Origin of the sequence: Actinoplanes italicus, from assembly GCF_003001815.1 — a bacterium.
GTDB classification, from domain to species: domain Bacteria; phylum Actinomycetota; class Actinomycetes; order Mycobacteriales; family Micromonosporaceae; genus Actinoplanes; species Actinoplanes italicus.
In genome coordinates this window covers 236,428-250,299 of record NZ_PVMZ01000014.1, presented here as the reverse complement: position 1 = coordinate 250,299, position 13,872 = coordinate 236,428, and the positions used below count along the sequence as shown (strand labels likewise).

Below are 13,872 nucleotides of genomic sequence, written 5' to 3'. Positions count from 1 at the left end.
GCCCCGGTACTCCTGCGTAGCCGTACAGAATAGGGTTAATCAGGCCCTGTGTTCCCGGTCGTGCTGGGTCCATGCGCGAGCAACGAAAACGGCCGCCCGGAGGCGGCCGTCAACGAAGCTGAGGATCACATGCCGGGCCGGTCGACCTGACCGCGCCAGGCGCCCGTCTCGATGCCGCCGCGGCTCTCGATGAACTCCTTGAACCGGTGCAGGTCGCCCTTCACCCGGCGGTCGATGATGCCGAGCTTGTCGCCGGCGGTCTCGACGATCCCCTGCGGGTCGAAGTCCATCTGCACGGTGACCCGGGTGTGTGTGTCGTCGATGCGGTGGAACGTGACCACACCGGCCTGCTTCTCGCCGTCGGTCGCGTGCCAGGCCACCCGCTCGTCGGGCAGCTGTTCGGTGATCTCGGCGTCGAACTCGCGCTTGATCCCCGCGATCTCGGTCTTCCAGTGCGTGTGGGTGTCGTCGAGCTGCCGGATCTCGCTGACGCCCTCCATGAACCTCGGGAAGTCCTCGAACTGCGTCCACTGGTTGTAGGCGGTGCGAACCGGGACGTTGACGTCGACGAACTCGGTAACCGTGCTCATGTGGCTCTCCCTTCAGTAGCTCGATCATTCGGGTGCCCGGAGGTAGATGTCCTAAACGCCGGGTAGCTTGCTGATGTGGATGCCGTGGATGCGATCGTCGTCGGGGCCGGTCACAACGGCCTCGTGGCGGCGAACCTGCTCGCCGACGCCGGGTGGTCGGTGCTGGTCCTGGAGGCGACGCCACATGCCGGCGGCGCGGTCCGGTCCGGCGAGATCACCGCGCCGGGATACCTGTCCGACCTCTTCAGCGCCTTCTATCCCCTGGGGTACGCCTCCCCGGTGCTGAAATCGCTGGAGCTGGATCTGCGCTGGACGCATGCCCCGGAGGTGTTCACCCACCTGCTCCCGGACGGCCGCGCCGCGACGGTCAGCCGCGACCTCGACCGGACCGCCGCGTCGATGGAGCGGTTCGCGCCCGGCGACGGCGACCGCTGGCGGACCGCCTACGCGGAGTGGCGCTCGGTGTCGTCGCAGATGCTGAACACCCTGTTCACCCCGTTCCCGCCGATCCGCAACAGCGTCGGCCTGGTCCGGCAGTTGCGGGTGGGCGGTGCGTTGCGGCTGGCCCGGCGCCTGGTGCTGTCGGTCCGCGAGCTCGGCTCGGAGATGTTCGACGGCGAGGGGGCGGCCCTGGCCCTGGCCGGGTGCGCGCTGCACACCGACCTGTCGCCGGAGGAGGCGGGCGGCGGTGTCTACGGCTGGCTGCTGGCGATGCTCGGGCAGGAGTTCGGCTGGCCGGTGCCGGTCGGCGGCGCCCAGGAGATCACCTCGGCGCTGGTCCGGCGCTTCCGCGGGGAGATCGTCTACGCGGCGCCGGTGTCCCGGGTGCTGGTCGCCCGGGGACGGGCCGTGGGGGTACGCACCGCGGACGGCCGGGACTGGCGGGCCCGCCGGGCGGTGATCGCCGACGTGCCGGCTCCGGCGCTCTTCCTCGATCTGGTCGGTGACCGGTGGCTGCCGCCCCGGTTCGCCGAGGACCTCGCGCACTTCCGGTGGGACGGGGCGACCGTGAAGGTGGACTGGGCGGTCCGCGGCAAGGTGCCGTGGACTAACCCGGAGGCGGGCCGGGCCGGGACCGTGCACCTGGGCGCCGACCTGAACGGGCTGACCCGCTACGCGGCGCATCTGGCCGCCGACGAGGTGCCGCCGGATCCGTTCCTGCTGCTCGGGCAGATGACGACGGCCGACGCCACCCGATCACCGGCCGGGACCGAGTCGATGTGGGCGTACACGCACCTGCCGCACCGGCAGTCCTGGGACGCCGACGTCATCGCCGCCCACGTCGAGCGGATGGAGGCGGTCGTCGAGCAGCACGCGCCCGGCTTCCGTTCCCAGGTGGTCGCCCGGCACGTGTACGCGCCGGGCGACATGGAGCGGGAGAACCCGTCACTGGTCGGCGGAGCGCTCGGCGGCGGTACGGCTGCCGCGTTCCAGCAGCTGTTCCTGCGTCCGGTGCCGGGCCTCGGGCGGCCGGACACCCCGGTGGACCGGCTGTTCCTGGGCAGCGCGTCGGCGCATCCGGGCGGCGGGGTCCACGGCGCGCCGGGCGCCAACGCGGCACGGGCCGCGCTGGTCCGCGACCGGAACCCGCTCTATCCGGCCGCGATCCGCGCGGCGCACCGGGTGATCTACCGCTGACGTTCGGCGATGTCGGCGAGCCGGCGCAGGCTCTCCACGTTCCGGCGGTGCAGCAGAAGGTCGTTGAGCTTGTTCTGGACCCAGCGCAGCGGCCCCTCGGTGAACTCCTCCTCGATCTCCACCCGGGTGGCGCCGCCGTCGACCGGGGTGAGCCGGATGTCGACCCGGGCCGCGCCCATCGGCCACAGCCCGGCGTTCAGTTTCAGCTCACGTTCGGGGGTGCAGGCCAGCACGGTCGACGAGTCGTGCAGCGACAGCGGCCAGGGGCCGGCCTTGTGATGGAGTTTCGAGCCGGGGGCCGGCCACTCCGGCTCGACGTCACGGATGTGTACGGTGCCGACCACCCAGTCGCTGTAACTCCAGCCGTCGGCGAGAACGGCGAAGACCTGACCGGGTGGGGCTTGGACGGTTCTGGTCACGATGGCCACGACCTCGGTTTACCCTGCTCAGACAGTCTGTAACGGGTAGGCCATGTTTACGGTTCGTGCCGTCGGGCATTGGCTGCGGCGTACCCGATCCCGGCCCGTTGGAGGAGACCCCGTGCACATTGCGATGATCTCCGAACCCGCTGACGTCGCCGAACTCTCGGTCGCGCTGGCCGAACTGGGCCACGACGTCCGCGTCTACACCCGTCGCGCGGATCCGGACGTCGCCGAGGTCGTGATCACCCCGAGCGGCGTGCACGTGGTCCACATCGCGGCCGGTCCGGTCCGGCCGCTGCCGACCGATCTGCTGCTGCCGTACATGGGGGAGTTCGCCCGGATCCTCGGCGAGCAGTGGCGCGACGGCTGGGCGCCGGACGTGGTCCACGCCCACTTCTGGACCAGCGGCCTGGCGGCGGTGACCGCCGCCAAACAGCTGAACATCCCGGTCGTGCAGTCGTTCCACGAGCTCGGTGAGGCCGAGGAGGTCGCGCACGGCCCGTCCCGCTCCGGCTACGAGCGGGCGCTCGGCCGGGCGGTGGACCGGGTGGTGGCGCAGACCCAGGAGGAGATGCGCGGCCTGGTCCGCATCGGTGTCCCCCGGGCGCGGCTGACCGTGGTCCCGGCGGGCGTCGACAGCGAGCGTTTCACCCCGGACGGCCCGGCCGTCCAACGCGACCCGGAACGTCCCCGCATCCTGTCGGTCGGCAAGCTGGTCGAGCGAAAGGGATTCGGCGACGTCATCCAGGCCATGCGGTACGTCCCCGGCGCCGAGGTGGTGGTGGTCGGTGGCCCGCCGCCGGAGCAACTGCCGGCCGACCCGGGCGCGCGGCTGCTGCGGTCGATGGCCGAACAGTTCAAGGTCGCCGACCGGTTCCGGCTGGTCGGTGCGGTGCCCCAGCGGGATCTGCCGAGCTGGTACCGCTCCGCCGACGTGCTGATCGCGACCCCGTGGGAGGAGCAGGCGGCGCTCGAGGCGATGGCCTGCGGCGTGCCGATCGTCGGTCCGGCCAGCGGCGCGCTGACCGAGACGGTGGTCGACGGCCTGACCGGTGACCTGGTTCCGGCCCGTGACCCGCGGGCATTGGGCGGGGCGCTGCGGCGGCTGGTCAACGACAAGGTGCGGCGGTTCACGTACGCCACGGCGGCGCTGGACCGGGCGCGGCAGGCGTACTCGTGGCGCCGGGTGGCCGCTCAGGTCGGCTCGGTCTACGCGAGTCTGCGGCGGACGCCGGCGGCCGTGGTGGAAGACTCGGTGTAGGGCGGCATCCACCGATCGGTGGATCGCTTCCCTCGCTCGCTGTTCGATTCGGGCAACCCCCTCGCCGGGTGACGCTCTATGCATGACAGTCATCGAGGTCAAGAACCTGGCGAAGAGGTACGGCGAAACCGTCGCCGTACGGGATGTGTCCTTCAGCGTCGAACGCGGTGAGATCTTCGGCATTCTCGGCCCGAACGGCGCGGGGAAGACCACCACGGTCGAGTGCATCGCCGGCCTGCGCACCCCGGACTCGGGATCGATCACGATCCTCGACGGCTCCGCGGGCGACCCTGCGCTGCGCACCCGGGTCGGCGTGCAGCTGCAGGAGGGCGAGCTGCAGGACAAGCTGACCGTCCGCGAGGCGCTGGAGCTGTACAGCACCTTCTACCCGGACCCGGCGGACTGGCGGAAGCTGGTCGACGACCTGGGCCTCACCCCCAAGCTGAAGACCCGGTACGGCAAGCTCTCCGGCGGCCAGAAGCAGCGTCTGTCGATCGCGCTGGCCCTGCTCGGCAACCCGGAGATCGCCATCCTGGACGAGCTGACCACCGGCCTCGACCCGCAGGCCCGCCGCGACACCTGGGACCTGATCTCCGGCATCCGCGACCGCGGTGTCACGCTGCTGCTGGTCACTCACTTCATGGAGGAGGCCGAGCGCCTCTGCGACCGGATCGCGGTGATCGACAAGGGTGAGGTCGTCGCCCTCGACACCCCGGCCGGTCTGGTCCAGCGGGCCGGTGACGAGCAGCGGATCCGGTTCCGCCCGTCCCTCCCGTTCGCCGACGAGCTGCTCACCGGCCTTCCCGAGGTCAAGGAGCTGCGGCGCCAGGGGGAGCGGGTCGAGATCATCGGCTCCGGCAACCTGCTGCACGCCGTCATCTCGGTGCTCGCCCGCGACGGCATCGTCGCCGCCGAGCTCACCCTGGAACAGGCAAGCCTCGACGACGCCTTCGTCAATCTGACCCGCGGGGAGTGACCATCATGACCGTCTTTCTGAAGCTGCTGCGTACCGAGATGAAGATCTCCCTCCGCGACCCGCTCTACGCCTTCTTCACACTGCTCTTCCCCGTCCTGCTGATCGCGATCCTCGGCAACGTGCCGACCATGCAGGAGGCGCCGCCGGAACTCGGCGGCCTCCGGGTGATCGACCTGTACGCCGGACTCGCGCTGGGTCTCGCGATCGGCATCATCGGCCTGCAGGGACTGCCCGCGGTGCTGGCCACCTACCGCGAGCGCGGGATCCTGCGGCGCCTCGCCACCACCCCGGTGCGCCCCGGCCTGCTGCTCGGCGCGCAACTGACGATGAACCTGATCACCGTGCTGATCTCCGCCGTGCTGGTGTACACAGTGGCCAATCTGGCGTTCGACGTGCCGATCCCGGAGTCGCCGCTGCTGTTCCTGCTGGCCGTCCTGCTCAACTGCTCCGGCGCGTTCGCCATCGGCCTGCTGCTGGCCGCGGTGGCGCCGTCCGGCAAGACCGCCAACGCGATCGGCACCTTCCTGTTCTTCCCGTTGATGTTCTTCGCCGGGCTGTGGGCGCCGCGCGAGCTGATGCCCGAGGTGCTGCAGCGGATCGGTGACTTCACCCCGCTCGCCGCCGGTCAGGACATGATGACCGACGCCCTCCTGGGACACTCCCCGGAGCTCATCTCGATTACCGTTCTCCTTGGATATCTGGTGATCTGCGGTGCCGCCGCGGTGAAGTTCTTCCGCTGGGAGTGACGATGGACAAGCCTGAGGCGCTGGAGGGATCGGCGGCGTCCCGAGAGCACTGGATCACCTGGCTGTCCTACGGAACCCTGTTCGGCTCGCTGCTGCTGGCGGTGGTCACCCGGGGCGTGGAGGAACTGCCCAAGCGCGACCTCGGCACGACCGCCGCCGTCACGATCGTCACCGCACTCTGGATCGCCTGGTGGGTGGACCTGCATCCGGCCTGGCGGTCTCGCCGGGGCCTGATGCTGACCTTCCTGGTCGGCCTGCTCGGCCTCAACGTCCTGCTGGTCATGTGCAGCCCGCTTTTCGGCGTCTTCACCTGGACCGGCTACATCTTCCTCGGTTATGCGGTGCCCGGCCGGTGGCAGCTGGCCGGCACCCTCCCGGTCGCCGCGATCAACGCGATGTCCCAGATCGGTGGCTGGAGCACCATCGCCGACGAGGAGGACGGCTACGTGATCTACCTGGCGGTCCTGCTCTGCAACCTGTTGATCGCCAGCACCATGACCTGGGTGACGCTGCGGGACGAGCGTCTGGCCGACACCCGGGTCCGCCGGATCGACCAGCTCGCCGAGGCCAACGCGAAACTCGCCGCCGCGCTGCAGGAGAACGCCGGCCTGCATGCCCAGCTGCTGGTCCAGGCACACGAGGCGGGTGTCCACAACGAACGGCAGCGGATGGCCGGCGAGATCCACGACGTGCTCGCCCAGGGCCTGACCGGCATCGTCACCCAGCTGGAGGCGGCCGAGTCGCACCCGGACGAGCGCGACCGGCACCTGGCCGCCGCGAAACGCCTGGCCCGGGAGAGCCTCACCGAGGCCCGCCGGTCGGTACAGGCGCTGCGACCGCAGCATCTGGACGCGGCCCGTCTCCCGGAGGCGATCGACGAGGTGGTGCGCGGCTGGGCGGAACTGCACGGGATCCGCGCCGACCTGACCACCACCGGCGTGGCCCGGCCACTGCTGCCGGAGATCGAGACGACGCTTCTGCGTACCGCCCAGGAAGCCCTTGCCAACGTCGCCAAGCACGCCGCCGCCGGTAGGGTCGGCCTGACGCTGTCCTACATGGAGGACGTGGTCACCCTCGACGTCCGCGACGACGGCGCCGGTTTCGATCCGGAGTCCCCGCGCGAGGTCACCGAGGAGGGTGGCTACGGTCTGCGGGCGATGCGGGAGCGGCTGTCCCGCATCGCCGGGACCCTGGAGGTCGAGTCGGAGCCGGGCGCCGGCACCGCGATCTCCGCGTGTGTGCCCGCCATCGCGATCGGGGGAACGGCATGAGCACGGTCAAGGTCGTCATCGTGGACGATCATCCGGTGGTACGCGACGGTCTGCGCGGCATGTTCGCCGGCGACGACCGGTTCACCGTGCTGGGCGAGGCCGGCGACGGCCGGGAGGCCCTGGCCGTCACCGACGCGGTCGCCCCCGACGTCGTGCTGATGGACCTGCGCATGCCGGTGATGGACGGCGTCACCACGATCCGGGAGCTCAAGGCCCGCGGGTCGGCCGCCCGTGTGCTGGTCCTCACCACCTACGACACCGACTCCGACGTGCTGCCCGCGATCAAGGCCGGCGCGACCGGATACCTGCTGAAGGACACCCCGCGCGAGGAACTGTTCCGGGCCGTCCTGGCCGCGCACCGCGGCGAGTCCGTCCTGTCGCCGGCGGTCGCCGGACGCCTGATGGGCCAGCTCCGCTCACCCGCCAAGGAACCCCTCAGCCAGCGCGAGATCGAGGTGCTCACCCTCATCGCCCGCGGGTGCGGCAACCGGGAGGCGGCGCAACGCCTCTTCATCAGCGAGGCCACGGTCAAGACCCACCTGCTTCACGCGTACGCGAAACTCGGCGTCCGCGACCGTGCGGCGGCCGTGGCGACGGCCATCGAGCAGGGCCTGATCCGCCGCGACTGAGCTAGCGGCGGGGTTCGCCGCGGTAGGTGCCGAACTGCCACAGGTTGCCCTCCGGGTCGCGGGCCGTGAAGTCGCGCGAGCCGTAGTCGGTGGTGAACGGCTCGCGGACGATCTCGGCGCCCGCCGCGACCGCCCGCTCGTGCAGCGCGTCGATGTCGTCGGCCACCACGTACGCGCCGAACGTCCCTGGAAGCAGCCGCCACGGGCTGTCCGGGTCGTCGCGTACCGAGCCGAGCATGATCCCGCCGCCGGGTGGCCAGCTCAGCTCGCAGTGGTCGACGCGGTCGCCCTCCCCGTGGACGGCGGTCTCGGAGAACCCGAACGCGTCGACCAGGAAACGGATCAGGGCGCGCGCGTCGGTGGCGTGCAGTGTCGGCCACACCTGCGGTGGCGGTGTCTTCGAGTCGGTCATGCACCCATCGTCGCGACAACCGGCGGTCCGGGATTGGACGAAACCGAACCGGTGAGAAGATCGTGTTCGTCGGCGAGCCACCGCGACGGCGCGCACCCGGCGAACGCCCGGAAGTCGCGGATCAGGTGCGACTGGTCGGCGTACCCGTGTGCGGCGGCCACGTCGGCGAGCCGCGCGCCCGGCAGCACCGCCCGCCGGGCCCGGTCGAACCGGGCGATCCGCGCCGCCTCCTTGGGCCGGACACCGATCTCGTCCCGGAACCGATCGGTCAGATAGCGCCCGCTCCAGCCGATCCTCTCCGCCGCGTCAGCGACCGGAACACCGCTGGTGACCAGGGCGAACGCGGCCCGCACAGGCGTCGGCGCGGTATCGTCGCGCAACTGGGCGCCCAGCGCCCGGTCGAGGACCGCGAACCGGCCCGGCCAGTCCGGTGCCGCCCACATCCGCTCACGCACCTCGGCCACGAACCGGTCGCCGAAGGCCGCGGCGGCGTCCACGTCCCGGTGCGCGAGCTCCGCGGCGGGCAGGCCCAGCAGCGCCCGGCAGCCGAGCGGCCGGACCGCGACCTGTACCCCGGACTGGCTGCCGTCGTGGGTGATCAGCGCCGGTGCCAGGTGCAGCCCGCCGAGCAGCGACGTGTAGGTTCCGGGCGCCTGCCGCGGATCCGGGTGCGCCGCGATGACCAGCGGCTCGTCCAGCGTGAAGATCAGCGTCAGGTACGGCGACGGCAGCCCGCGATGGGTGGCCGGGGAGAGCCCGCGCTGCCGGTAGCCGGAGTAGAACGCGATGTGCGGCCGCAGCATCGGTGCGGGCCGGACCTGCGCGTACTCGTCCATGTCCCCAGTCTGCCCCGTGTCGCGGGGCTGGACTCCGGGCACGGGCCCGGAGTCCAGCCGTGATCAGGCTCCGGCCAGGGCCTTGGCGAGCTCGTCGCGGAACGAGCGCTCGCTCTCGGTGACCGTCTCGCCGCCGATGCCGAGCAGGCCGCCGCTGGAGGCCGCGCCGACCACCTCGTCGGCGATCTCGACGAGCCAGTGCTTGTAGGTCTCCGCGTCGGCCGGCGACGCCTTGGCGGCCAGCAGGGCGGCGGCCTCGGCGGCCCGGGACACCACGTCGGCGGCGTACCCGGCCGGGTCGCCCGGCTCGATCACCGGAGCCTCCTCACCGATCTCCGGGTCGCCGGCCTCGGCGACGGCGGCCGTGGCGGCGGCCGCGACCAGCGGGCTCGCTGAGGCGCGGGCGTCGGAGATGCGGTCCAGCCCGGCCGCGCTCTCGGCCCGGGTCTTGCGTGCGCTGTCGGGACTGGCGGCGCTCGCCGCGGTGAGCACCGACTGCGGCAGGCCGGCCAGCAGCCCCCACTCGGCGTCGGTGAAACCCAGTTCGGCATAGAGCGGTTGATCCGTCACGCTGGTGTCCCTTTCATCCGTTGACCCGGTCAGCATTCTTACCTACCGCCGCCCGATCAAAACCCCTGAGGACGCAGCGCGGCCGCGTGGTCCGTACCGGATCAGGGTTTCGCCTCGTAGACGATGTTGAAAGGGGTCTCCGCGACCCGGCGGAAGCGGGTGAAGCCGGCGTCGGCGGTCAGGCGGCGGACCGGTTCCTCGCCGGCCTGGGCGCCCAGCGAGTAGCCGCCGTGCTGGGAGAGCGCGCTCGGCACGCACAGGAACGCCGAGAAGGCGTAGTAGACGCGGCCGACCGGGTTGAGGTTGTCGGCCACCGTCGGGCCGGCCGCCGGTTCCACGATCATCCAGGTGCCGTCCGGGGTGAGCTGTGACCGCACGTGCCGGGCCGCACCCAGCGGATCGCCCATGTCGTGCAGCGCGTCGAACGTGGTGACCAGCTCGTACGGCCCCCCGCTGAACCCCTGCGCGCCCGCGTTCTCGAAACCGACCCGCCCGTCCAGCCCGGCGTCCGCGGCCCGCTTGCGTGCCTGCTCCACCGACCCGTGGTGGTAGTCGGATCCGGTGAACACCGAGTTCGGGTACGCCTGCGCCATCAGCACCGTCGACGCACCGTGCCCGCAGCCGACGTCCGCCACCCGTACGCCGGAACGCAGTCGCTCCTCGACGCCGTCGAGAGCCGGAAGCCACTCGGCCACCAGATGGGCGCTGTATCCGGGCCGGAAGAACCGCTCGCAGCCGGTGAACACGTCCTCGTCGTGCTCGTGCCAGCCCAGCCCCTCGCCGGTACGGAACGCCTCGGTGATCCGCGGCTCGGCCTTGAGCGCGCCGAGCGCCAGCTGGAACGCCCCCGGCGCGAAGATCGGCCCCTCCGGGTCGGTGAGCGCGAACGCCTGCTCGGGGGTGAGCGAGTAGCGGCCGGAGTCCGGGTCGTACTCGACGTAGCCGCCCGCGGCCTGTCCGCGCAGCCACTCCTCGACGTAGCGGGCCGCCGTTCCGGTGCGTTCGGCCAGCTCCTGTGGCAGGGCCGGCGCCGTCGCGAGGGCACGGTAGAGGCCCAGCCGGTCACCGACGACGATGCCGCCCGCGGCCATCGTGGCGCCCAGATCGCCGACGAACCTGAACACGAACTCCATCAATTTTTCCTCGTTGACTGTCATGCCCTCGTTTCTACGGACGTCGCCTGCCCGCCGAATCCGTGTCGGCTACCTAGCTCAGGCATCGTCGCTACCTAGGGCGGTACCTAGAATCCGCGGCATGAGCCGGGCGCTGCTGGAGCGTGAGAGCGAGCTGAGCGAGCTGGGCGAGGTCGCCCGGCGGGCCCTCGACGGCCACGGCTCGGTCGTGCTCATCACCGGCGAGGCCGGGATCGGCAAGTCGAGCCTGGTCGAGGCGCTGCGCTCGGTGCTGCCGGCGGAGGGCCGCCTGCTCGTCGGCTACTGCGACGACCTGGCCACACCCCGCGTCCTCGGTCCGCTGCGGGACCTGGTCGGCAAGGTCGGGCCGGGGCTGACCGAGGCGCTCGGATCCGGCGACCGGGGCCGGGTGTTCGAGGCGTTCCGGGCCGAGCTGGACTGGCCCGGCCACCCGACCGTGCTCGTCGTCGAGGACCTGCACTGGGCCGACGAGGCGACCCTTGACGTGCTGCGGTACCTGGTCCGCCGGATCGCCGGCCTGCCGGTGACCCTGGTCGGGACGTACCGCGACGACGAGATCGGCACCGGTCATCCGCTGCGCGGCCTGCTCGGTCTCGCCGCGTCGACGCCGATGCGCCGGCTGCCGCTGGCCCGGCTGTCGGCGGGCGCGGTCCGCCGCCTCGTCGGTGACCGTGCCGTGGATCCGGAGCGGGTCTTCGCGGTCACCTCCGGCAATCCGTTCTTCGTCACCGAGGTCCTCGGCACCGGCGACACCGACGGCGTGCCGGCCACCGTCACCGAGGCCGTGCACGCCCGGCTGGAGGCGCTGGACCAGTCGTGCCGGGACGCGCTGGCTCTGCTCGCCGTGGTCCCGTCGGCGGTCGAGAACTGGCTCGTCGACGCGATCGTGCCGGGCGGTCTGGAGGTGCTCGCACCGGCCGAACAGCGCGGCATGCTCACGGTGACCCCGGTCCGGGTGTCGTTCCGGCATGAGCTGATGCGCCGCGCGGTCGCCGCGTCCCTGCCGGCGTCCCGGCGGATCGCCGCGAACCGGGCCGTGCTGACCGCGCTGCGCGAACGCGGCGACGCCGACCTGTCCCGGCTAGTCCACCACGCGGCCGAGGCCGGTGACACCGACCTGATCGTCCGGTACGCCCCGGCCGCGGCGGCCGAGGCGGTCGCCGCCGGATCGCACCGGGAGGCCGCCGCCCACTATCGGCTCGTCCTCGAGCACCGGGCCGCGTTCCCGCCGCCGGAGCGGGCCGATCTCCTGGAGGCGTACGCCCAGGAGTGCTACATGCTCGGACTCGACGCTCCCGCCGTCACCGCCCAGCGGGAGGCCGTCGCCCTGCGCCGGACACTGCCCGACCGGGTGCCGCTCGGTCTCGCGCTGCGGAGGCTGTCCCGGGTCTGCTGGTACGCCGCGCAGGGCCCGGCCGCCGAGGCCGCCGCCGTCGAGGCGGTCGAGGTGCTGGAGGGCGCGGGCGACGACGCCGCGCTCGCCTTCGGGCTCAGCAACCGGGCCCAGTTGCACGCTCTCGGCGGCCGTACCCACGCCGCGATCACCGCCGGGGAACGCGCGGTCGCCCTGGCCCGGGCGGCCGGCGCCCGCGGGGTCCTGTCGCACGCGCTCAACAACGTCGGCTACGCGCTCTGGGACACCGACGACCCCCGTGGCCGCCAACTGATGGAGGAGAGCCTCGCCGTGGCGGTCGAGGCCCGTGAGGACGACCACGTCTGCCGCGCCTACACCAACTACGCCTGGCATCTGATCGACACGACCCACGTGGACGAGGCGGTGGCGCTGCTGCGTGAGGGGATGGCGTTCGCCGAACGCACCGAGGTCCTCGGGTTCCTGCGCTACCTGCACATCACCATGTCGATGGCCCTGATGCTGCGCGGCGACTGGGACGAGGCCGAGACGCACGCCCGCTGGGAGGAGGGCGCGCCGTCGATGATGCGCACCCCGGCGCTGGTGGTGCGCGGCCTGACCCGGATCCGCCGGGACCGGACGGGCGGCGCCGAGATGCTCGCCGAGGCCTGGCGGGTCGCCCGCGGCATCGGTGAGGCGCAGCGGCTCGGCCCGGCCGGCGCGGCCCTCGCCGAGGCGGCCTGGCTGCGCGGCGACACCGCGGTCGCCGACCGGCTCGTTCCGGCCTACCGCACGGCCCTGGCCGCCGAGGGCGGACGGCGGCTCGCCGCGTTCGGATACTGGCTGCGGGCGCTGGGCGCGGACGTCCCGGTGGGGGAGAGCGCCCATCCGTACGCCCGGCTGGCCGCCGGAGAGTGGGCGGAGGCTGCCACCCTGTGGGCCAGGGCCGGATGCCGGTACGAGCACGCGCTGGCACTCACCCACAGCGATTCCGTCGACGACCTGCTGGAGGCGGTCCGGATCCTCGACACGCTGGACGCCGCCCCGCTGGCCCGCCGGGTCCGCTCCCGCCTGCGGGTGCTGGGTGTCACCCGGATCCCGCGCGGCCCGCAGCCCGCCACCCGCGACAACCCGGCCGGGCTGACCGGACGGCAGGACGAGGTGCTGCGCCTGCTCGCCGACGGCCTGAGCAACCCGGAGATCGCCGCCCGCCTGGTGCTGTCGGTCCGTACCGTGGACGCCCACGTCGCCGCGATCCTGTCGAAGCTGTCGGCCCGGACCCGTCTGGAGGCGGTGGCCCGCGCCCGCACCAGGGGTCTGCTGGCCTGACAGAATCGTCGGGTGCGTGAGGTGGTCGACGGGGTCTTCGAGCTCCCCCTGGGATATGTGAACGTGCACGTGGTCGTGACCGACGACGGGCTGGTACTGATCGACACCGGGCTGCCCGGCCGGTCGCCGATGATCGAGCGCGGCCTGCAGGGCATCCGCCGCTCACTGGGCGAGGTGACCACGATCCTGGTCACCCACCATCACCCCGACCACGTCGGCAGCCTCGCCGACCTCCGCAACCGGACCGGCGCGCGGGTGGTCGCCCACGCCGCCGAGATTCCGTGGATCGGTGGCGAGCGCCCACCGGTCGGACCCGGCGGCTGGCTCGGCAAGCTGATGACCCGTGCGGTCGGCACGGCCGAGCCGACCAAGGTCGACCAGTTGATCACCACCGACGGCTCGGAGCCGGTGCCCGGATTCACCGCCCTGCACACGCCGGGGCACACCCGTGGCCACGTCTCCTACCTGCTGGACCGGGCCGGCGGGGTGCTGTTCGCCGGGGACGCCGCGGCCAGCCGCCGGGGCCGGGTGACGGGGCCTCCGCGGATGCTGACCGCCGACCCGCCGCGCGCCGGCCAGAGCCTGGCCCGTCTCGCCGAGCTCGAGTTCGACCACGCCGTCTTCGGTCACGGCCGCGCCGTCTCCGGTCTGGCCGTGGAAGCCTTCCGCAAGGCCGTCTCAGGCTGA

The 13,872-nt window shown here is 72.3% G+C and carries 14 protein-coding genes; 8 read left to right on the top strand and 6 right to left on the bottom strand.

Features of this window, described 5'->3' with window-relative positions; all coding sequences use genetic code 11:
* Positions 1 to 125: 125 nt before the first annotated feature.
* Positions 126 to 590 carry an SRPBCC family protein gene (locus CLV67_RS30920; protein ID WP_106324655.1) on the bottom strand — a complete coding sequence of 155 codons (465 nt, stop codon included), beginning with the start codon at positions 588 to 590 and terminating at the stop codon, positions 126 to 128.
* A gap of 75 nt (positions 591 to 665) precedes the next feature.
* Between CLV67_RS30920 and CLV67_RS30915 the strand changes: the two genes are divergently transcribed.
* Entirely contained in the window at positions 666 to 2,228 is a 1,563-nt protein-coding gene (locus CLV67_RS30915) for a phytoene desaturase family protein (protein ID WP_106324653.1), read from the top strand.
* Here CLV67_RS30915 and CLV67_RS30910 read toward each other — a convergent pair.
* Positions 2,219 to 2,647, bottom strand: a complete 429-nt coding sequence (locus CLV67_RS30910) for an SRPBCC family protein (RefSeq protein WP_307833885.1) — start codon at positions 2,645 to 2,647, stop codon at positions 2,219 to 2,221. The two genes, CLV67_RS30915 and CLV67_RS30910, sit on opposite strands and share 10 nt — an antisense overlap.
* 121 nt (positions 2,648 to 2,768) lie before the next feature.
* Here CLV67_RS30910 and CLV67_RS30905 point away from each other — a divergent pair, with 121 nt between their 5' ends.
* The 5 genes from CLV67_RS30905 to CLV67_RS30885 all read left to right on the top strand — a co-directional run bounded on the left by CLV67_RS30905 (position 2,769) and on the right by CLV67_RS30885 (position 7,533).
* Positions 2,769 to 3,911 (top strand): glycosyltransferase, encoded by a 1,143-nt coding sequence (locus tag CLV67_RS30905; protein ID WP_307833886.1) that lies wholly within the window; start codon positions 2,769 to 2,771, stop codon positions 3,909 to 3,911.
* 82 nt (positions 3,912 to 3,993) lie between these two features.
* A complete protein-coding gene (locus CLV67_RS30900) occupies positions 3,994 to 4,887 on the top strand; it encodes an ABC transporter ATP-binding protein (protein WP_106324647.1) in 894 nt (297 codons plus the stop codon).
* Positions 4,888 to 4,892: 5 nt separating this feature from the next.
* On the top strand, positions 4,893 to 5,633 hold the full coding sequence (locus tag CLV67_RS30895) for an ABC transporter permease (protein WP_106324758.1): 741 nt from the start codon (positions 4,893 to 4,895) through the stop codon (positions 5,631 to 5,633).
* 2 nt (positions 5,634 to 5,635) lie between these two features.
* Positions 5,636 to 6,904, top strand: a complete 1,269-nt coding sequence (locus CLV67_RS30890; RefSeq protein ID WP_106324645.1) for a sensor histidine kinase — start codon at positions 5,636 to 5,638, stop codon at positions 6,902 to 6,904.
* Positions 6,901 to 7,533 (top strand): response regulator, encoded by a 633-nt coding sequence (locus CLV67_RS30885; RefSeq protein WP_106324643.1) that lies wholly within the window; start codon positions 6,901 to 6,903, stop codon positions 7,531 to 7,533. Before CLV67_RS30890 ends, CLV67_RS30885 begins: the two co-directional genes overlap by 4 nt.
* Before the next feature lies 1 nt (position 7,534).
* Here the strand turns inward: CLV67_RS30885 and CLV67_RS30880 are convergent, their stop codons facing one another.
* The 4 genes from CLV67_RS30880 to CLV67_RS30865 form a co-directional block, all read right to left on the bottom strand.
* Positions 7,535 to 7,945: a VOC family protein gene (locus tag CLV67_RS30880; protein ID WP_106324641.1), complete on the bottom strand. Its 411-nt coding sequence runs from the start codon at positions 7,943 to 7,945 to the stop codon at positions 7,535 to 7,537.
* Positions 7,942 to 8,781 (bottom strand): AraC family transcriptional regulator, encoded by an 840-nt coding sequence (locus CLV67_RS30875; RefSeq protein ID WP_106324639.1) that lies wholly within the window; start codon positions 8,779 to 8,781, stop codon positions 7,942 to 7,944. The genes CLV67_RS30880 and CLV67_RS30875 overlap by 4 nt, the downstream gene beginning before the upstream one ends.
* A gap of 63 nt (positions 8,782 to 8,844) precedes the next feature.
* Positions 8,845 to 9,351, bottom strand: coding sequence for a hypothetical protein (locus tag CLV67_RS30870; RefSeq protein WP_106324637.1), 507 nt, complete (start codon positions 9,349 to 9,351; stop codon positions 8,845 to 8,847).
* 101 nt (positions 9,352 to 9,452) lie between these two features.
* Entirely contained in the window at positions 9,453 to 10,508 is a 1,056-nt protein-coding gene (locus CLV67_RS30865) for a class I SAM-dependent methyltransferase (protein ID WP_106324635.1), read from the bottom strand.
* A 97-nt stretch (positions 10,509 to 10,605) separates the two neighbouring features.
* On the opposite strand from CLV67_RS30865, the gene CLV67_RS30860 reads away from it, so the two are divergent.
* Together CLV67_RS30860 and CLV67_RS30855 are read left to right on the top strand one after the other, a co-directional pair.
* Entirely contained in the window at positions 10,606 to 13,185 is a 2,580-nt protein-coding gene (locus CLV67_RS30860; protein WP_170154068.1) for an ATP-binding protein, read from the top strand.
* A gap of 12 nt (positions 13,186 to 13,197) precedes the next feature.
* Positions 13,198 to 13,872 carry an MBL fold metallo-hydrolase gene (locus CLV67_RS30855; protein ID WP_239166610.1) on the top strand — a complete coding sequence of 225 codons (675 nt, stop codon included), beginning with the start codon at positions 13,198 to 13,200 and terminating at the stop codon, positions 13,870 to 13,872.

What these genes read in the sequence shown, in the direction of transcription:
- CLV67_RS30920 (WP_106324655.1), bottom strand. Translation starts at nt 590, where the DNA reads ATGAGCACGGTTACCGAGTTCGTCGACGTCAACGTCCCGGTTCGCACC.
- CLV67_RS30895 (WP_106324758.1), top strand. Translation starts at nt 4,893, where the DNA reads ATGACCGTCTTTCTGAAGCTGCTGCGTACCGAGATGAAGATCTCCCTC.
- CLV67_RS30875 (WP_106324639.1), bottom strand. Translation starts at nt 8,781, where the DNA reads ATGGACGAGTACGCGCAGGTCCGGCCCGCACCGATGCTGCGGCCGCAC.
- CLV67_RS30900 (WP_106324647.1), top strand. Translation starts at nt 3,994, where the DNA reads ATGACAGTCATCGAGGTCAAGAACCTGGCGAAGAGGTACGGCGAAACC.
- CLV67_RS30890 (WP_106324645.1), top strand. Translation starts at nt 5,636, where the DNA reads ATGGACAAGCCTGAGGCGCTGGAGGGATCGGCGGCGTCCCGAGAGCAC.
- CLV67_RS30865 (WP_106324635.1), bottom strand. Translation starts at nt 10,508, where the DNA reads ATGACAGTCAACGAGGAAAAATTGATGGAGTTCGTGTTCAGGTTCGTC.
- CLV67_RS30885 (WP_106324643.1), top strand. Translation starts at nt 6,901, where the DNA reads ATGAGCACGGTCAAGGTCGTCATCGTGGACGATCATCCGGTGGTACGC.
- CLV67_RS30880 (WP_106324641.1), bottom strand. Translation starts at nt 7,945, where the DNA reads ATGACCGACTCGAAGACACCGCCACCGCAGGTGTGGCCGACACTGCAC.
- CLV67_RS30860 (WP_170154068.1), top strand. Translation starts at nt 10,606, where the DNA reads ATGAGCCGGGCGCTGCTGGAGCGTGAGAGCGAGCTGAGCGAGCTGGGC.